The organism is Pseudomonas sp. MF6396, from assembly GCF_002018915.1.
GTDB classification, from domain to species: Bacteria; Pseudomonadota; Gammaproteobacteria; order Pseudomonadales; family Pseudomonadaceae; genus Aquipseudomonas; species Aquipseudomonas palmensis.
Window position 1 is genome coordinate 137,692 of record NZ_MVOK01000004.1, and the last position, 17,971, is coordinate 155,662.

General features: G+C 65.5%; 17 protein-coding genes and 1 pseudogene. 12 read left to right on the forward strand and 6 right to left on the reverse strand.

Annotated elements, in window-relative coordinates; translation table 11 throughout:
- Positions 1 to 94: 94 nt before the first annotated feature.
- Both MF6396_RS05470 and MF6396_RS05475 read left to right on the forward strand, forming a co-directional pair.
- Positions 95 to 934 (forward strand): DMT family transporter, encoded by an 840-nt coding sequence (locus MF6396_RS05470; RefSeq protein WP_078479852.1) that lies wholly within the window; start codon positions 95 to 97, stop codon positions 932 to 934.
- A 23-nt stretch (positions 935 to 957) separates the two neighbouring features.
- Positions 958 to 1,344 carry an MAPEG family protein gene (locus MF6396_RS05475; RefSeq protein WP_054915760.1) on the forward strand — a complete coding sequence of 129 codons (387 nt, stop codon included), beginning with the start codon at positions 958 to 960 and terminating at the stop codon, positions 1,342 to 1,344.
- 1 nt (position 1,345) lies between these two features.
- Here MF6396_RS05475 and mltA read toward each other — a convergent pair whose 3' ends face one another.
- On the reverse strand, positions 1,346 to 2,503 hold the full coding sequence (gene mltA, locus MF6396_RS05480) for a murein transglycosylase A (protein ID WP_054915759.1): 1,158 nt from the start codon (positions 2,501 to 2,503) through the stop codon (positions 1,346 to 1,348).
- Between the two features lie 131 nt (positions 2,504 to 2,634).
- Here mltA and MF6396_RS05485 point away from each other — a divergent pair, with 131 nt between their 5' ends.
- Positions 2,635 to 3,078, forward strand: a complete 444-nt coding sequence (locus tag MF6396_RS05485; RefSeq protein WP_173925103.1) for a c-type cytochrome — start codon at positions 2,635 to 2,637, stop codon at positions 3,076 to 3,078.
- Positions 3,079 to 3,176: 98 nt separating this feature from the next.
- Here the strand turns inward: MF6396_RS05485 and MF6396_RS05490 are convergent, their stop codons facing one another.
- From MF6396_RS05490 to MF6396_RS05505, 4 genes are all read right to left on the reverse strand, one after another.
- Positions 3,177 to 3,572 carry a DUF1090 domain-containing protein gene (locus MF6396_RS05490; RefSeq protein ID WP_043863604.1) on the reverse strand — a complete coding sequence of 132 codons (396 nt, stop codon included), beginning with the start codon at positions 3,570 to 3,572 and terminating at the stop codon, positions 3,177 to 3,179.
- A gap of 59 nt (positions 3,573 to 3,631) precedes the next feature.
- The gene (gene ligB / locus MF6396_RS05495; RefSeq protein ID WP_078479853.1) at positions 3,632 to 5,284 is read right to left on the reverse strand and encodes an NAD-dependent DNA ligase LigB; all 1,653 of its coding nucleotides are present in this window, start codon (positions 5,282 to 5,284) and stop codon (positions 3,632 to 3,634) included.
- Positions 5,285 to 5,396: 112 nt separating this feature from the next.
- Positions 5,397 to 6,587, reverse strand: a complete 1,191-nt coding sequence (metK, locus tag MF6396_RS05500; protein ID WP_043863602.1) for a methionine adenosyltransferase — start codon at positions 6,585 to 6,587, stop codon at positions 5,397 to 5,399.
- Positions 6,588 to 6,606: 19 nt separating this feature from the next.
- Positions 6,607 to 7,602, reverse strand: a complete 996-nt coding sequence (locus MF6396_RS05505; protein WP_043863601.1) for an ArsR/SmtB family transcription factor — start codon at positions 7,600 to 7,602, stop codon at positions 6,607 to 6,609.
- Between the two features lie 257 nt (positions 7,603 to 7,859).
- Between MF6396_RS05505 and tkt the strand changes: the two genes are divergently transcribed.
- The 9 genes and pseudogenes from tkt (at position 7,860) to MF6396_RS05550 (ending at position 17,294) form a co-directional block, all read left to right on the forward strand.
- Entirely contained in the window at positions 7,860 to 9,857 is a 1,998-nt protein-coding gene (gene tkt, locus MF6396_RS05510; RefSeq protein ID WP_043863600.1) for a transketolase, read from the forward strand.
- A gap of 150 nt (positions 9,858 to 10,007) precedes the next feature.
- The gene (gene epd / locus MF6396_RS05515; protein ID WP_043863599.1) at positions 10,008 to 11,075 is read left to right on the forward strand and encodes an erythrose-4-phosphate dehydrogenase; all 1,068 of its coding nucleotides are present in this window, start codon (positions 10,008 to 10,010) and stop codon (positions 11,073 to 11,075) included.
- Between the two features lie 12 nt (positions 11,076 to 11,087).
- Positions 11,088 to 12,251 carry a phosphoglycerate kinase gene (locus tag MF6396_RS05520; protein WP_043863598.1) on the forward strand — a complete coding sequence of 388 codons (1,164 nt, stop codon included), beginning with the start codon at positions 11,088 to 11,090 and terminating at the stop codon, positions 12,249 to 12,251.
- A gap of 32 nt (positions 12,252 to 12,283) precedes the next feature.
- Entirely contained in the window at positions 12,284 to 12,502 is a 219-nt protein-coding gene (locus tag MF6396_RS05525; protein WP_043863597.1) for a hypothetical protein, read from the forward strand.
- Positions 12,503 to 12,553: 51 nt separating this feature from the next.
- Complete coding sequence (locus MF6396_RS05530) at positions 12,554 to 12,880, forward strand: MliC family protein (protein WP_043863596.1); 327 nt, start codon at positions 12,554 to 12,556, stop codon at positions 12,878 to 12,880.
- Between the two features lie 100 nt (positions 12,881 to 12,980).
- Positions 12,981 to 14,045: a class II fructose-bisphosphate aldolase gene (gene fba, locus MF6396_RS05535; protein ID WP_043863595.1), complete on the forward strand. Its 1,065-nt coding sequence runs from the start codon at positions 12,981 to 12,983 to the stop codon at positions 14,043 to 14,045.
- Positions 14,046 to 14,309: 264 nt separating this feature from the next.
- Positions 14,310 to 16,418: pseudogene (locus MF6396_RS05540) on the forward strand (putative bifunctional diguanylate cyclase/phosphodiesterase); the annotation flags it as partial.
- A gap of 61 nt (positions 16,419 to 16,479) precedes the next feature.
- On the forward strand, positions 16,480 to 16,980 hold the full coding sequence (locus MF6396_RS05545; RefSeq protein ID WP_043863594.1) for a YgjP-like metallopeptidase domain-containing protein: 501 nt from the start codon (positions 16,480 to 16,482) through the stop codon (positions 16,978 to 16,980).
- Between the two features lie 17 nt (positions 16,981 to 16,997).
- A complete protein-coding gene (locus tag MF6396_RS05550; protein WP_043863593.1) occupies positions 16,998 to 17,294 on the forward strand; it encodes a winged helix-turn-helix domain-containing protein in 297 nt (98 codons plus the stop codon).
- 68 nt (positions 17,295 to 17,362) lie between these two features.
- Here MF6396_RS05550 and MF6396_RS05555 read toward each other — a convergent pair whose 3' ends face one another.
- Positions 17,363 to 17,815, reverse strand: a complete 453-nt coding sequence (locus MF6396_RS05555; RefSeq protein WP_043863592.1) for a GNAT family N-acetyltransferase — start codon at positions 17,813 to 17,815, stop codon at positions 17,363 to 17,365.
- Positions 17,816 to 17,971: the final 156 nt, after the last annotated feature.

Consider the following 17,971-nt stretch of genomic DNA (forward strand, 5'->3'; position numbering starts at 1 on the left):
GGACACACTTTTTCGATCAACGTTGACCGCAGGCTGGCTGTTTTGTTGCGCCTGGTTGAAACTGCGCAGCCGTGCACTACCCAGGAACTCAACCGTGCTCGCCACTTCGCTGGTGCTGATCGCCGCCCTGCTGCATGCCACCTGGAACACCCTGATCAAGTTCAGCGGCGAGCGTCTGCTGGTGATTGCCAGCATGGACGTGGTGGCGCTGCTGTTCGCCCTGGCGATGGTGGCGTTCGTGCAGGTACCGCCGCCCGAGATCTGGCCGTGGATGCTGGCCTCGGCGGCGTTCGAGCTGTTGTACCGCTACCTGCTGATCAAGGCCTACCGGGTCGGCGACCTGGGCCTGGTCTACCCCCTGATGCGCGGGTTGTCGCCGCTGGTGGTGCTGGCGCTGACCCTGACCCTGACCTTTGCCGGCGAGACGCTGAGCACCCAGCAGATCTTCGGCATTCTGCTGATCCCGTGCGGCATGGCCTGCCTGCTGTGGCAGGGCGGTGGCGGCGAACGTCTGCCCTGGTCGATGCTGCCGGTGGTGGCGCTGATCGGCCTGTGCATCGGCTGCTACACCTGGCTCGACGGCAGCGCGATCCGGCTGTGGTCGCAGCCGCTGGACTACCTGGTGTGGCTGACGCTGATCAGCGCCTGGCCGTTCCCGTTGCTGGCGACGGTGGCCCGGCGCGCGCCGTTTGTGCAGTTCTGGCGCAGCCAGTGGAAGCTGGGCCTGGCCGTGGGGTTGTGCGTGCTGTCCAGCTACGCGCTGGTACTGTGGGCCATGCAACTGGGCTCGGTGGCCGAGGCTGCGGCGCTGCGCGAGGTGAGCGTGATCCTGGTGGTGCTGATGGGCATGCGCTACCTCAAAGAACCTTTCGGCGGGCCGAGGCTCTTAGCTTGTGCACTGGTACTGATCGGCATGCTGATCATGAAACTCTGACCCCAACAACAAGGACCCCTGCCATGACCGTCGCTTTCTGGTGTGTATTGATCGCGTTGCTGCTGCCGTTCGTGTGCACCAGCATCGCCAAGTTCGGCAGTGGTCGCTTCAGCCTGCGACAGAACCATGACCCGCGCGGTTTTCTGGACAAGCTCGAAGGCCTGCCGCGCCGCGCCCATGCGGCGCAGCTCAACAGTTTCGAGTCGATTCCGGCGTTCGTCGCGGCGGTGGTGATCGCCGACATCGTCGGCAATGCCGAGCAGGTCACCCAGGACGTGCTGGCGGTGCTCTACATCACCAGCCGCCTGCTCTACATCATCTGCTACCTGGCAGACTGGGCCGCGCTGCGCTCGGTGGTGTGGTTCGCGGGCATCGGCCTGATCGTCAGCTTCTTCGTGGTCTCGGCCTGAGCTACTTGCCTTCCACCTGCGGCACCACCGGCAGTGCCGCGCCCTTGGGCCACAGCAGCCAGATCTGACCCTGCTGCTTCATGTCCCCGGCCAGAGCGCCGGCCTCGCTGCCGGTACCCCAGAACAGATCGGCGCGCACTTCGCCGGTGATGGCCCCGCCGGTGTCCTGCGCGGCCACCGGGCGTACCACCGGCGCGCCGTCCGGGCGGGTGGTCGACAGCCACAGCAGGCTGCCCAGCGGGATCACCTTGCGGTCGATGGCCACGCTGTAGCCGGCGGTCAGCGGCACGTTCAGCGAACCGCGCGGGCCTTCGTTGCTGTCCGGGCGGGTGCTGAAGAACACGTAGCTGGGGTTGCTGGCCAGCAGCTCGGGCACGCGGCTCGGGTTGGCCTGGGCCCAGGCGTGGATGCTGCCCATGGTCACGTCTTCCTTCTTGAGCTGGCCCTGCTCGACCAGCCAGCGGCCCACCGGGCGATACGGGTGGCCGTTCTGGTCGGCATAGCCCACGCGCAGCTGCTGCCCACTTTCGAGCTGGATGCGCCCGGAGCCCTGGATCTGCAGAAACTGCAGGTCCATCGGGTCGGTCAGCCAGGCCAGCACCGGCGCCTTGACGCCTTGCTGCTGGATCACCCCGGCGGTGTCGTAGGGCTTGAGCACGCGCCCGTCCAGGCGACCGCGCAGGCGCTTGCCCTTGAGTTCGGGGTAGATGCTGTCGAGCGCCACCACCACCAGGTCATCGGGGATGCCATACACCGGCACGTTGGCCGTGGCGGTACGGGTCATGCTGCCGGGGTACACCGGTTCGTAGTAGCCGGTGATCAGGCCGTTGGCGTTGTTTTCGGCCGAGCGCAGGCCGTACACCTCGAGCTGCGTCTGCAAAAAGCCACGCACCTGGGTGGCGTCGTCGGGCACCTGCACCGCAGCAGCGCAGGGGGTGGCCCAGACCGGATCGTTCTTGAGGCGCTCGCACGCGCTGCGCCAGGCATTGAAGCCGGCCAGCAGGTCGCTGTCGGAGACCTTGGGCAGGTCTTTCCAGGTGGCTGGGCTGTAGGTGGCGAGCGGGTGCGGTGCGGATTTATCCGGGGCGCTGCCGTTGCAGCCGACCAGCAGGGCCAGCAACGCGGCGGTCAGGCCAAGGCGGCTCAGGGCGGTTTTCATGCGGGGTAGTCCTCTACGGTGTGCCTGGCGTTCAGGGCGGCCAGGCAACCCTTGTTTTTGGTAGGGGTATTGGTGTTTGCCGGCAAGGCGGGGATACTGGCCGCCTTTTTCCGTGTGCCGAGCCAAGCATGATGTTCAAGCGAATGACTGTGATCCTGGTGGCCTGCCTGGCCCTGAGCGCCTGTGGCGGTGTCGACCCCAACTCGCCGTTGGGCCAGCGCAAGGCGATTTTCAAGCAGATGCTCAAGACCAGCGAAGACCTCGGCGGCATGCTGCGTGGCCGGCTGGCGTTCGACGGGCAGAAATTTGCCGATGGTGCGGTGAAGCTCGACGCGTTGTCGCACCAGCCGTGGCAGCATTTCCCGCAGGTGCGCGAGGAGGACAGCAGCGCCACGCCCGATGTGTGGCAAAAGCAGGCGCGCTTCCAGGAGCTGGCCCGGCAGATGGAGCAGGTGACCGGCGAGCTGGTCGCCCAGACCCGTACCCAGCCATTGGAGCCTGCGGCGGTCGCGGCCCCGATGGGCAAGGTGGAGGCGGCGTGCAAGGCCTGTCATACCGAGTTTCGCAATCATTGATGGGGTGAGCTGGCCGGCCTTTTCGCCGCAGGGCCGGCTCCTACAGGTGGCGCGCTGTACGTAGGAGCCGGCCTTGCCGGCGAAGGGTTCAACGCGGACTACTTCTCCAGCTCATCCAGTGCCTGTTGCAGTTCCTTCTTCGACTCGGCCAGTTTGTCCTTGCGCTTGTTGATCTTGTCGGCGTCGCCTTTCTTCATGGCCTTGTCCAGGTCCTTGGTGCGCTGCGTCACTTCATGACGGGCATCCAGCACCTTCTGTTCACGCTGTTTCTTCAGGCCGGCATCGGTGCAGTGCTCGGTCACTTCGCTCAGGGCCTTCTCGAGGCCGGCCTGCTGGGCGCTGTTGCCGTGGGCGCGGGCCTGTTCGATCTGTTCGCTGATCGCCTGCTTCTTGGCAGCGCAGCCGGTCAGGCCGGGTTGTTCCTCGGCAGCCATCAGCGAAGTGGCGAGCAGCGAGCAGGCGGCGAACAGGGCAAGCGGGGAAAGCAGTTTCATAGTGGCTCCGTGGTCGCGGGCTTGGCAGAAACCCATGATGCTGCCCTGATCCGACAAATTTAGAAACCCTCGATTGTATGTTCACGTAACCGCGCCGCCAGGGCCTGCACCTGCGGGTGAGCGAAAAAGGCCAGCAACTGGCCGGCACGGTGGGCACCCACGCCGGGCTCGGCCTGCCATTGCGCCGCATCGCGGGCAGCCAGTGCGGCCCAGGTGTCCCCCGCTGCCAACGCACGCGGGGCCGGCATACCCAGGGCTCGCGCCCAGGTGGCAAAGGGTCGCTGACGGGCCTGTTCGAGGGCGGGGTACAACGGATGTTCGGCGGGCAGTTCCAGCACATCGGCCAGTGTGCGCAACTGGCCGGCGTCGACCAGGCGCTCCCAGCTGGCCGGCCCGGCACCGGAGAGTGCCAGGCCCTGCTTGCCGCCCAGCCATTGCAACCTGGCCAGGAACTGCTGACGACACCCGGCGCTCAGCTCCCAGCAGCTCAACGGATGAAACGCATCGGCTGCCGGTACCTTCATCTCACGCCGTTCGAGGGCGCGGTGCACCACGCCGTCCAGACGGGGAATGGTCAGGCCTGCCAGGCTGATCGCCACCTGATCGCCCGGGCGAATGTCCAGTTGCTGCCAGCGTCTTAGCGAGCCCACGCTGACCTGGCGCACCGTGCGGTCATCCAGCTGCACCGGTGCCAGTTGCAGCACCGGGGTGATGCGACCGGTGCGCCCCACGTTGAACTGCACGCGTCGCACCTCGGCCAGTACCTGGGCGAAGGGGTATTTCCATGCCGCTATCCAGTACGGCGCCCGGGCCTGCCAGCGCTCGCCGGGCGGACGCCGGCCCTGGCGCAGCACCACGCCGTCGCTGGCGAATGGCAGTGGCGTGCGGTACCAGTGCTGGCGCCAGTGGGCGGCCTGGTCGAAGGTCTGCACCGGCTGGCTGAACGCCTCGCTGTAGGCAAAGCCCAGGGCGCTCAGGCGTGCCAGGCGCTCGCGCTGGTCCAGGGGCCCCTGCGGCCAGGCCCAGGCGAACAGCTCGACCACCGCGCCCTGCGCGGGGGTGAGCTGCTTGCGCGCCATCAGCCCGGCGACGTTGCCGCGGGCATTCCGGCTGCCCGCTGCGGCCTGCACATGCCCGTCCAGGCGCCAGAACAGCTCGCCTTGCAGTATCAGGTCCAGAGGTTCGGGCAACGTGTGGGGGAGGGCGCCCAGTGCCGGCAGGTGGCGGCTCCAGTCATGCCCGTAGGCGCCGTCGCCGCGGCTGATCAGGCGCACCAGCCGGCCCTTTGCATAGACCAGCGTGGCGGCCACGCCATCCACCTTGGGTTGTACCCAGAGGTCCTGCTTGCCGTGCATCCAGGCGCGCACGGCGGCTTCGTCGGGCAACTTGTTCAGGCCGGTGTGGGGGATGGGGTGGCGCAACGGGCCGGTGGCGGTTCCGAGCGGGTCTGCGGGGGGCGCACCGGTGCCGGGGAAGCAGGCTTGCAAGTGTTGCAGGCGCGCCCGGCTCTGGTCGTACAGCTCGTCGCTGATCAACGCGACGCCCAGGCGATGGTAATGATCGTCCCAGTCGGCCAGGCGCTCGCCCAGCTGCTTGAGTTCGCTTTGCGCCACTGCCGGTGGCCAGTCGGGGCAGGGCCGGGCGAGGGCGGTGGTTGGGGTACAGGCGAGCGTGCTGGCGAACAGCAGGCCGGACAACAGCTTGAAGGGCATGGCGAGCGTCCTTGCTCGGCGGGTGGAACTTCAAGCCTAGGCAAGAAAAAGCCCCTGCCAGTCGCCTGGCAGGGGCTCTTGTTTACCGGGTGTTGCTTGTACCGGGTGTTGCTTACAGCCCGGCGGCCGCGCGCAGCGCGTCGACACGGTCGGTGCGTTCCCAGGTGAACGTTGTGAAGGTGTCGTCGCCCACGGTCTTGACCTGCGGGGTGCGGCCGAAGTGACCGTAGGCCGCGGTTTCCTGGTACATCGGGTGCAGCAGGTCGAGCATGGTGGTGATCGCATACGGACGCAGGTCGAAACACTCACGCACGATCTGGATGATCTTCTCGTCGGCAACCTTGCCGGTGCCGAAGGTGTTCAGCGAGATCGAGGTCGGCTGGGCCACGCCGATGGCGTACGACACCTGGATTTCGCAGCGCTCGGCCAGGCCTGCGGCAACGATGTTCTTGGCCACGTAGCGACCGGCGTAGGCGGCCGAACGGTCAACCTTGGACGGGTCCTTGCCGGAGAAAGCGCCCCCCCCGTGACGGGCCATGCCGCCGTAGGTGTCGACGATGATCTTGCGGCCGGTCAGGCCGCAGTCGCCCACCGGGCCACCGATTATGAAGTTGCCGGTGGGGTTGATGTGAAACTGGGTGTCCTTGTGCAGCAGCTCGGCCGGCAGCACGTGCTTGACGATCAGCTCCATCACGCCTTCGCGCAGGTCGGCGTAGGACACGTCCGGGTTGTGCTGGGTCGACAGCACGATGGCGTCGATGCCCACCACCTTGCCGCCTTCGTAGCGGCAGGTGACCTGGGACTTGGCGTCCGGGCGCAGCCACGGCAACAGGCCGGACTTGCGCGCTTCGGCCTGACGCTGCACCAGCTGGTGCGAGAAGCTGATCGGGGCTGGCATCAGCTCCGGGGTTTCGTTGCTGGCGTAGCCGAACATCAGGCCCTGGTCGCCCGCGCCCTGGTCTTCAGGCTTGCTGCGGTCAACGCCCTGGGCGATGTCTACCGACTGCTTGCCGATGATGTTCATCACCGCGCAGGTGGCGCCGTCGAAACCGACGTCGGAGCTGTTGTAGCCGATGTCGACGATCACGTTGCGCACGATGTCTTCGAGGTCGACCCAGGCCGAAGTGGTCACTTCGCCGGCGATGATGGCCACACCGGTTTTCACCAGGGTCTCGCACGCCACGCGGGCGAACTTGTCTTCGGCGATGATGGCGTCGAGCACCGCATCCGAAATCTGGTCGGCGATTTTATCCGGATGCCCTTCAGACACGGACTCGGAGGTGAAAAGGGAGTATTCGCTCATCTCGACGGGTTCCTAAAATTTACCGATGGTGAGTGTCGCCAGGTGGTCGCTGAAAGTGGCGAACCTGAATCTGGAAACCATTACGTAAGCCCACATAGAGGCTGTCCTCGGGAACCAGCCCCGCGGCGCTGGCCCAACGGGCCAAATCATCCTGTTCAAAGCCCAGCCAGAGATCGCCGCACGCCTGGCGCGCCCAGCTCTGGTCGTGGCTGCACAGTTCTGTTACCAACAGGCTTCCGCCTGGTCTGACACGCTTGGCCAGGTGCCCGAGGGCCTGGGCAGGCTCGCTGAAATGGTGCAGCACCATGTTCAGCACCACGCAGTCGGCCTGTACATCCGTTGCATGCAGGGCATCGGCCAACAGCAGGGTTACGTTAGCCAGGCGCTCGCGCTGGCACACCTGGCGCGCCAGCTCGAGCATGGTCGGGCTGTTGTCCAGGGCGGTGACGTGGGTGAAGCGCCGCGCCAGTTCGGGCAGAAACTCGCCATCGCCGGGGCCGACCTCCAGGGCGCTGGCCAGCGGGTCGAAGCTGAGCTTGTCGAGCAGCGCCAGCAGGCTTTCGCGGTACTGCGCCAGGCCGGCGATCAGGTCCTGCTGGGCGCGGAACTTCTCTTCCACACGCAGGAAGAAGTCCTGGCTGGTGGCGGCCCGGCGCACCTGCACCTGGCCGATGCGCGCCTGCACCTCGGCCGGCAGTTCCAGCGCGTCGACCTCCTCCAGCAGCGCCCCGTGCAGCTTGCCGCCCAGGCGCTGGCTGTCGGGCAGTGCGCGGCGATAGAAGATCGCGTTGCCTTCGCGCCGGGTGGCCACCAGGTCGGCCTGGGCCAGTACCTTGAGATGGTGGCTCATGCCCGACTGGCCGATGGCGAAGATCTGCGCCAGCTCCAGCACCCCGAACGAATCGCTGGCCAGCGCGCGCAGCACGTTCAGCCGCAGCGGGTCGCCGCCGGCCTTGCACAGGGCAGCCAGCGCGTCGCTTTGCTCGGGGTCGATGGAGGGGGCGTGAAGGTTCATGGGCGGCAGTCTAGTCAGCGTGCAGCGGCCTCGCAAGTTCTATATCAAAAAGTTTTGATATTGCTCGATGGGCGGGCCCGGCCCGGCATGGCAGGCGACAATTTCTGCCGTTTTGTCGGCGCAACACGGGATTAGTCGCTCAATCGCACTAAAAACGTCCCTCATCGACCATCCGTGATTGCCCCCGGGCACGTGCCTGGGCGAAAATGGCCGCCTTTTTCCGTTCGTTAATATTCAAGCCCCCCAGGAGACAAGCGATGCCCAGCCGTCGTGAGCGTGCCAACGCCATTCGTGCCCTCAGCATGGATGCCGTGCAAAAAGCCAACAGCGGCCATCCCGGTGCCCCGATGGGCATGGCGGATATCGCCGAGGTTCTTTGGCGTGACTTCTTGAAGCACAACCCGAGCAACCCGCACTTCGCCGACCGTGACCGCTTCGTGCTGTCCAACGGCCACGGCTCGATGCTGATCTACTCGCTGCTGCACCTGACCGGCTACGACCTGTCGATCGACGACCTCAAGGCGTTCCGTCAACTGCACAGCCGCACCCCGGGCCACCCGGAATTCGGCTACACCCCAGGCGTCGAGACCACCACCGGCCCGCTGGGCCAGGGTCTGGCCAACGCCGTGGGCTTTGCCCTGGCCGAAAAAGTGCTGGGCGCCCAGTTCAACCGTCCAGGCCACGACGTCGTCGACCACCACACCTATGTGTTCCTGGGTGATGGCTGCATGATGGAAGGCATTTCCCACGAAGTTGCTGCACTGGCCGGTACCCTGGGCCTGGGCAAGCTGATCGCCTTCTACGACGACAACGGCATCTCCATCGACGGCGAAGTCGAAGGCTGGTTCACCGACGACACGCCGAAGCGTTTCGAAGCCTACCACTGGCAGGTGATCCGCAATGTCGACGGTCACGACCCTGAAGAGATCAAGACCGCCATCGAGACCGCGCGCAAGAGCGCGCAGCCGACCCTGATCTGCTGCAAGACCACCATCGGCTTCGGTTCGCCGAACAAGGGCGGCAAGGAAGACTGCCACGGCGCGCCACTGGGCGATGCCGAAATCGCCCTGACCCGCCAGGCCCTGAACTGGAACCACGGCCCGTTCGAAATCCCGGCCGACATCTATGCCGAGTGGGATGCCAAGCAGGCCGGCGCCGCCGCCGAAGCCGCCTGGGACCAGCGCTTTGCTGCCTACGCCGCAGCCTTCCCTGAGCTGGCCAGCGAACTCAAGCGTCGCCTGAGCGGCGAACTGCCAGCCGACTTCGCCGAGAAGGCTGCCGCCTACATCGCCGAAGTGGACGCCAAGGGTGAAAGCATCGCCAGCCGCAAGGCCAGCCAGAACACCCTGAACGCCTTCGGCCCGCTGCTGCCGGAGTTCCTCGGTGGCTCGGCGGACCTCGCCGGCTCCAACCTGACCCTGTGGAAAGGTTGCAAGGGCGTCAGCGCCGAAGATGCCAGCGGCAACTACATGTACTACGGCGTGCGCGAGTTCGGCATGACCGCCATCATGAACGGCGTTGCCCTGCACGGCGGCCTGGTGCCTTACGGCGCGACCTTCCTGATGTTCATGGAATACGCCCGCAATGCCGTGCGCATGTCGGCCCTGATGAAACAGCGCGTGATCCACGTCTACACCCACGACTCCATCGGCCTGGGCGAAGACGGCCCGACTCACCAGCCGATCGAGCAGCTGACCAGCCTGCGTACCACGCCGAACCTGGACACCTGGCGTCCGGCCGACGCGGTCGAATCGGCCGTGAGCTGGAAGCACGCCCTGGAGCGCAAGGACGGCCCTTCGGCGCTGATCTTCTCGCGTCAGAACCTGCAGCACCAAACCCGCGACGCCGGCCAGATCGCCGACATCAGCCGTGGTGGCTACGTGCTCAAGGACTGCGCAGGCGAGCCTGAGCTGATCCTGATCGCCACCGGTTCCGAAGTGGGCCTGGCGGTGCAGGCGTTCGACAAGCTGACCGAGCAGGGCCGCAAGGTGCGCGTGGTATCGATGCCATGCACCAGCGTGTTCGATGCCCAGGACGCCAGCTACAAGCAGTCGGTTCTGCCACTGCAGGTGGGCGCGCGGATTGCCATCGAAGCTGCCCACGCCGACTTCTGGTACAAGTACGTGGGCCTGGAAGGCCGCGTCATCGGCATGACCACCTACGGTGAGTCGGCGCCGGCTTCGGCACTGTTCGAAGAGTTCGGCTTCACCCTGGAAAACATCCTGGGTACGGCTGAAGAGCTGCTGGAAGACTGATAAAACCAGTTGGAGCGGCGTTGAACCCATCGCGGGTCAAGCCCGCTCCCACAGGGATCACGAGTGTCCTTGTGGGAGCGGGCTTGACCCGCGATTGCCGCGACTCGGTTCCTGCAGGTTGCAGATAACATTCTGTTCCGTGAGCATCCCATGCCCCAACCGCGTCCCTACAAAGTTGCACTCAACGGCTACGGCCGCATCGGTCGTTGCGTCCTGCGCGCACTCTTTGAACGGGGGGCCAGCGCGGGCTTCGAGATCGTTGCACTGAATGACCTGGCCGATCAGGCCAGCCTCGAATACCTGACACGCTTCGACTCCACCCACGGGCGCTTTCCCGGTGAGGTCAGGGTCGACGGCGATTGTCTGCATATCAATGGCGACTGCGTCAAAGTACTGCGCAGCGCCACCCCCGAAGGCATCGACTGGGCCGCGCTCGACGTCGACCTGGTGCTCGAATGCTCCGGGGCCTACAACACCCGCGCCGACGGCCAGCGTTTCCTCGACGCCGGCGCACCACGGGTGCTGTTTTCCCAGCCGATGGCCAGCGAGGCCGATGTCGACGCCACCGTTGTCTACGGCATCAACCAGGATTGCCTTGAAGGCGGCGAACGGCTGGTGTCCAACGCCTCCTGCACCACCAACTGCGGCGTGCCGCTGCTGCGTGTGCTCGACCAGGCCTTCGGCATCGAGTACGTACAGATCACCACCATCCACTCGGCAATGAACGACCAGCCGGTGATCGATGCCTACCACCACGAAGACCTGCGCCGCACCCGTTCGGCGTTCCAGTCGGTGATTCCGGTGTCCACCGGGCTCGCGCGGGGTATCGAACGCCTGCTGCCGGAACTTGCCGGGCGAATCCAGGCCAAAGCGGTACGCGTGCCGACGGTGAACGTGTCGTGCCTGGACATCACCCTGCAGACCGCCCGCGATACCACCGCGGCCGAAGTCAACCAGGTGCTGCGTGAAGCGGCCCTGAGTGGCCCGCTCAAGGGGTTGCTGGCCTACACCGAACTGCCCCACGCCAGCTGTGATTTCAACCATGACCCACATTCGGCCATCGTCGATGCCAGCCAGACCCGCGTTTGCGGCCCCCGCCTGGTGAACCTGCTGGCCTGGTTCGACAACGAATGGGGGTTCGCCAACCGCATGCTCGACGTCGCCGAACATTTTCTGCGCGTCGTGGACTCAACCAGCACCACTCGCAAACAGCCCTGAAGGACTGCATTCATGACCGTTTTGAAGATGACCGACCTCGATCTGCAAGGTAAGCGCGTACTGATCCGCGAAGACCTCAACGTGCCTGTGAAGGACGGTGTGGTCAGCAGCGACGCGCGCATCCTGGCCTCGCTGCCGACCATCAAGCTGGCCCTGGAGAAGGGCGCGGCCGTGATGGTCTGCTCGCACCTGGGGCGCCCGACCGAAGGCGAGTTCTCGGCCGAGAACAGCCTCAAGCCGGTGGCCGACTACCTGAGCAAGGCGCTGGGCCGTGAGGTGCCGCTGGTGGCCGACTACCTGGGCGGCGTGGACGTGAAGGCGGGCGACATCGTGCTGTTCGAGAACGTGCGCTTCAACAAGGGCGAGAAAAAGAACGCCGACGAACTGGCCCAGCAATACGCCGCCCTGTGCGACGTGTTCGTGATGGACGCCTTCGGTACCGCCCACCGTGCCGAGGGCTCGACCCACGGCGTGGCCAAGTTCGCCAAGGTCGCCGCTGCCGGCCCGCTGCTGGCCGCCGAGCTGGATGCACTGGGCAAGGCCCTGAAGGCCCCGGCCAAGCCGATGGCCGCCATCGTCGCCGGTTCCAAGGTATCGACCAAGCTGGACGTGCTCAACAGCCTGAGCCAGGTGTGCGACCTGCTGATCGTCGGTGGCGGCATCGCCAACACCTTCCTGGCCGCTGCCGGCCACCCGGTGGGCAAGTCGCTGTACGAAGCCGACCTGATCGACACCGCCAAGGCCATCGCGGCCAAGGTCAACGTGCCGCTGCCGGTGGACGTGGTGGTGGCCAAGGAATTTGCCGAAAGCGCCACGGCTACCGTCAAGCTGGTGGGCGAGGTGGCCGAGGACGACATGATCCTGGACATCGGCCCGCAGACCGCCGAACAGTTCGCCGAGCTGCTGAAGTCGTCCAAGACCATCCTGTGGAACGGCCCGGTGGGCGTGTTCGAGTTCGACCAGTTCGGCAACGGCACCAGGACCCTGGCCAAGGCCATCGCCGACAGCGCCGCGTTCTCGATTGCCGGCGGTGGCGACACCCTGGCGGCCATCGACAAGTATGGCGTGGCCAGCCAGATCTCCTACATTTCTACCGGTGGCGGTGCATTCCTCGAGTTCGTCGAGGGCAAGGTGCTGCCGGCGGTGGACGTGCTGGAACAACGGGCCAAGGCCTGACTCGCTCAGCCTGGCAAAGGGAGTGTGGCCTGATGGTCAAGCGGTTGCCTGTGTTTATCCTGGCCGGTCTGCTCAGCGCCTGCGCTGGCAGCCCGGAGCCTGCGGCGGATGCCCCCGGCAAGCCGAAGGGCGGTTGCTACCAGTCGCAGTGGCAGGCAGAGACCGTGCCGGTGATCAACAAGAGGCTCGGCCCGGACGGGCTGGAGAAGTATGACGAGGAACACCAGCGCCAGGCCCCGGGTTGCCCTTGATCGGTTCGAGGCAACCTGTTGGCCGGTTCGTGGTCTTCTAGAGGATATTCGATGAAAAGCGTTGTAGCCCTGATGGCCCTGGTTCTGATGGCAGGTTGCGCAAGCCTCAAGCCAACCCCGGCCCCGACCGACAACTGGACCCGCTGGGTCTGTGACAGTCAGGCCGAGGTGCTGTGGCGGTTTGCCGATGCCAGCCAGGAAGAGGTGGATGTACGCCTTGGTGGCGGCGATCAGGTCTACCGGCTCAAGCCGGAGCCCGGTGCATCGGGTGCGCTGTACAGCGATGGCGTGCTGGCCCTGCACACCAAGGGCGATGAAGGCCTGGTGTACTGGGTAGCGACCAACGATTTGATAGGGCGGGGCTGCAAGGCACCGTGACTGGCCGGGCCGACCGCTGTCGGCCCACACTACTTGAATAGCAACCGCCGCTGCGGCAGGCTTGCACGAAAAACGACGCTTGTCGGGAGAGAGATACACAATGGCACTCATTAGCATGCGCCAGATGCTGGACCACGCCGCCGAGTTCGGCTACGGCGTTCCGGCTTTCAACGTCAACAACCTCGAGCAAATGCGCGCCATCATGGAAGCCGCCGACAAGACCGACTCCCCGGTGATTGTCCAGGCCTCGGCCGGTGCCCGCAAATACGCCGGTGCGCCGTTCCTGCGCCACCTGATCCTGGCGGCGATCGAAGAATTCCCGCACATCCCGGTGTGCATGCACCAGGACCACGGCACCAGCCCTGACGTGTGCCAGCGTTCGATCCAGCTGGGCTTCAGCTCGGTGATGATGGACGGCTCCCTGGGCGAAGACGGCAAGACCCCGACCGACTACGACTACAACGTGCGTGTCACCCAGCAGACCGTGGCCATGGCCCACGCCTGCGGCGTTTCGGTAGAGGGCGAGCTGGGCTGCCTGGGTTCGCTGGAAACCGGCATGGCCGGTGAAGAAGACGGCATCGGCGCCGAAGGCGTGCTGGATCACAGCCAGATGCTGACCGACCCTGAAGAAGCTGCCGATTTCGTCAAGCGTACCCAGGTCGATGCCCTGGCCATTGCCATCGGCACCAGCCACGGCGCCTACAAGTTCACCAAGCCGCCTACCGGCGACGTGCTGGCGATCGACCGCATCAAGGAGATCCACAAGCGCATCCCCAACACTCACCTGGTGATGCACGGTTCGTCTTCGGTGCCGCAGGAGTGGCTGGCGATCATCAACCAGTACGGTGGCGACATCAAGGAAACCTACGGCGTACCGGTTGAAGAAATCGTCGAAGGCATCAAGTACGGCGTGCGCAAGGTCAACATCGACACCGACCTGCGCCTGGCGTCCACCGGTGCCATGCGCCGCCTGATGGCCACCAACCCGAGCGAGTTCGACCCGCGCAAGTTCTTCGGTGAAACCGTCAAGGCCATGCGCGACGTGTGCATCGCCCGCTACGAAGCCTTCGGCACCGCCGGCAACGCCTCGAAGATCAAGCCGATCTCCCTCGAAGCGATGTTCCAGCGCTATGCCAAGGGCGAGCTGGCCGCCAAGGTCAACTAAGCCTGGTTGGTTGTACGAAAAACCCGCAGCGATGCGGGTTTTTTTATGCCCGTGCTGCCTGCTTCACCGGCCGGAACCAGGGGTTTTCGGCTGCGGGGCCGCCACGGACACCGGATCTGGCCCAACGCGACAGACCGTTAGTCGGGCAACACTTTGTTTATACCGATGATGCCAATGTGCTGACTTCAGATTTGTTTCAGCCAGGTCTAGAGTAAAGCCTCAAGTTCCATCCGGAATCTGGCGTCGTTACACAAGAGAAGCAGCATGGATTGCGCGCACCCTCACACTCACGACAGCGGTTCGGTTTTACTGATCGTCGATGACTACCCGGAAAACCTGATCAGCCTGCAAGCCTTGCTTGCACGTGAGGACTGGCGTGTGCTGACCGCAAGCTCCGGTACCGAAGCCCTGAGCACGCTGCTCGAGCATGAGGTGGACCTGGTGCTGCTGGATGTGCAGATGCCCGGTATGGACGGCTTCGAAGTCGCGCGCCTGATGCGCGGCAGCCAGCGCACCTGCCTGACCCCGATCATCTTCCTGACCGCCAACGAACAGTCCCAGGCGGCCGTGCTCAAGGGCTATGCCAGTGGCGCGGTGGACTACCTGTTCAAGCCATTCGACCCGCACATTCTCAAGCCCAAGGTCCAGGCCCTGCTCGACCAGCAGCGCAACCGGCGTGCCTTGCAGCGCCTGAGCCGCGACCTGGAGGCCGAGCGCGCATTCAACGCCTCGGTGCTGGACAACGCCGCCGAAGGCATCCTGGTGGTGGCCGAGGACGGTCGCATCCGCTTTGCCAACCCGGCCATCTCGCGCCTGCTCCAGGCCCCGGTGGAGCAATTGCAGGGCGCAGACCTGCTGGGCTTCGTGCAGTCGCCCGTGCCGACCCGGTGGCGCGACTCGGCGTTCTACCAGGCCTACCAGGAGCGCGACATCTACCGCCTGCACGACGCCGTGCTGCTTACCGCCTCCGGGTTGCCGCTGCCGGTGGCGTTGTCGTGCGCGGCGCTGCCCGGCGAACAGCGGGCGATGGTGGTGACGGTGCTGGACATGTCGGTGGTGCGCAACCTGCACCAGCAACTGGAGTTCCAGGCTGTTACCGACCCGCTGACCGGGCTGCTCAACCGCCGCGGGTTCTGCCAGGCCGCCGAAGCTGCGCTGCTGCGCAGCGAGCATTCCGACAAGGCCCAGGCCCTGATGTACATGGACCTTGACGGTTTCAAACGGATCAACGACTCGCTCGGCCATGCAGCCGGCGACCGCGTGCTGCACTGGGTGGGCGAACAGCTCAAGGAATGCCTGGGCGCCTACGCGATCCTCGGGCGCATGGGCGGCGACGAGTTCACGGCCTTGCTCGATACCCTGGAATACCCGGAGCAGGCGGCGCGCTTTGCCGAAAAGCTGATCGAGCGCATGTCCATCTGCCAGCAGATCGACGGCCTGGAGGTGACGCTTGGCGTGAGCATCGGCATCGCCACCTACTCCGATTGCGGGCCGCACCTGGACGGCCTGCTGCGTGCGGCGGACGCGGCCATGTATGCCGCCAAGCAGGCCGGCCGCCAGCAGTACCGCTACTACGACCAGGAGCTCAACGGTCGTGCTCGCTCGCGCCTGATGCTCGAAGACAGTGTGCGTGATGCGATCGAGCGGCACGACTTCAGCCTGGTGTATCAGCCGCAGGTGGCGTTTGCCGATGGTCGCCTGCGCGGGTTCGAGGCGTTGTTGCGCTGGCAGCACCCCAGTGTCGGCGATGTGCCGCCGGGGTTGTTCCTGCCGTTGCTGGAGGAGGCCAGGCTGGTCTCGCGGCTGGCCAGCTGGATCTACACCCAGGGTGCGGCGCAGCGGCGCGCCTGGGAGGCGCGGTTCGAGCCGGACCTGGTGCTGAGCATCAGCCTCAGCCGCGTGCAGTTCGCCATGCCCAACCTGGTCGAGGAACTGGGGCGGGTGATCGCCAGCCATGGCCTGCGCCCGGCCCAGCTTGAGGTGGAGGTGGCGGAAACCTCGCTGGCCGCCAACCTCGACATCGCGCTGCGTCAGTTGCGCAGGCTGCGCGAGCTGGGCGTGCGAGTGGCGCTGGACGATTTCGGCGCCGGAGAGTGCTCGCTGCGCCTGCTGCGCGACCTGCCCATCGACACGCTCAAGCTCGACCGGCACCTGGTGGCGCGCCTGCCCGGTTCGGCGGCGGACGCGGCGCTGGTCCGCAGTGTCATCGGCCTGTGCCGCGACTATGGCGTGTGTGTGGTGGCCGAGGGCGTCGAGACGCGGGAGCAGGCGCAGTGGCTGCAGGCAAACGGTTGCGCCTATGCCCAGGGCTTTCTGGTGGCACGGCCCCTGACGGCGCAGCGCGCCGGTGATTTCCCGGCTTTTTTCGACTGGCGCAACGAGGCGGCCGGGGAATTGAGTACACTGACGCCTTTGCCTGCAATGCCCCGTGCCCATGACCGTACTCAAGTACCTGCAAGCCTATCCGCCTGCCCTGCAAGACCAGGTGCGCCAGATGATTGCCCAGAACCGTCTGGGTGACTACCTGCGCCAGCGCTACCCCGAGCGCCATGCGGTACAGAGCGACAAGGCGCTGTATGCCTATGCCCAGGCCCTGAAGCAGGAACACCTGCGCAATGCGCCGAACCTGGACAAGGTGCTGTTCGACAATCGCCTCGATCTCACCCACCGTGCGCTGGGCCTGCACACCGCGGTATCGCGCGTGCAGGGCGGCAAGCTCAAGGCCAAGAAGGAAATCCGCATCGCCTCGCTGTTCAAGGACGCGGCGCCGCAGTTTCTGAAGATGATCGTGGTGCACGAACTGGCGCACCTCAAGGAGAGCGACCACAACAAGGCGTTCTACCAACTCTGCGAATACATGCAGCCGGGCTACCATCAACTGGAGTTCGACCTGCGCATCTACCTGACCTGGCGCGACCTGTCCGGCGCCCAGTGAGCGAAAGGGAATTGCCAATGGAAGTGAGCAAGACCAAGACCAGTTTCTATCGTCGCCTGTACGTGGCGTGGCTGATCGACAGCCGTACCGCCAGCAGCGTGCCGGCGCTGATGGAGGCCACCGGCATGCCGCGGCGCACGGCGCAGGACACCATCGCGGCGCTGGCCGACCTGGACATCGTGTGCGAGTTCGAGCAGCAGGAAGGTGCGCGCAACCATGCCGGGCATTACCGGATACGTGACTGGGGCGCGATCGACAAGCAGTGGATCACCCAGCATCTGCGCAGTATCCGCCAGGTGCTGGGCTACCCCTGAAGCCCCTCCGCCGGCAAGCCCGGCCCCTGCACCTACCCCTGTAGGAGCCGGCCTTGCCGGCGAAGCGTCTAGCCCCGGCGCATGCCGATGTGCGGGATGCCATCCTCCAGATACGCCTCCCCGGCCACCTCGAACCCGTGCCGCGCATAGTAGGCCTGCAGGTGCGCCTGTGCGGACAGGTACACCGGCACCCCTGGCCAGTGCTTCTCGGCCTGCGCCAGCCCCTGCACCATCAGTGCATGCCCCAGCCCCTCGCCCCGCGCCGACGGCGCAATCACCACCCGCCCGATCACCACGTCGCCGCCCTGTGACTCGGGGTCCAGCAGGCGCAGGTACGCCACCAGCTCGCCATCGCGCCAGGCCATCAGGTGGCAGGTGTCGCCCTCCAGGTCCTGGCCATCGATTTCCAGGTACGGGCATTTCTGCTCCACCACGAACACCTCGATGCGCAGCGTCAGCAGCGCGTACAGCTGTTGCTTGCCAAGGTCGGTGTGATGCTTGCAGATCCAGTCGATGCTCATCGCGTTTCTCTCCTGTGTAATGCCCCGATCATAACCACGCCGAGCACCTCAGGGCGAAGGTCGCGAATTGCCATGGATCAAGTCGGCGCGGAATCGGCAAAAATAGAGGCAATTAGCTATCACCTGGCACTGCCCGATACCGGAATCTTTGTGTAA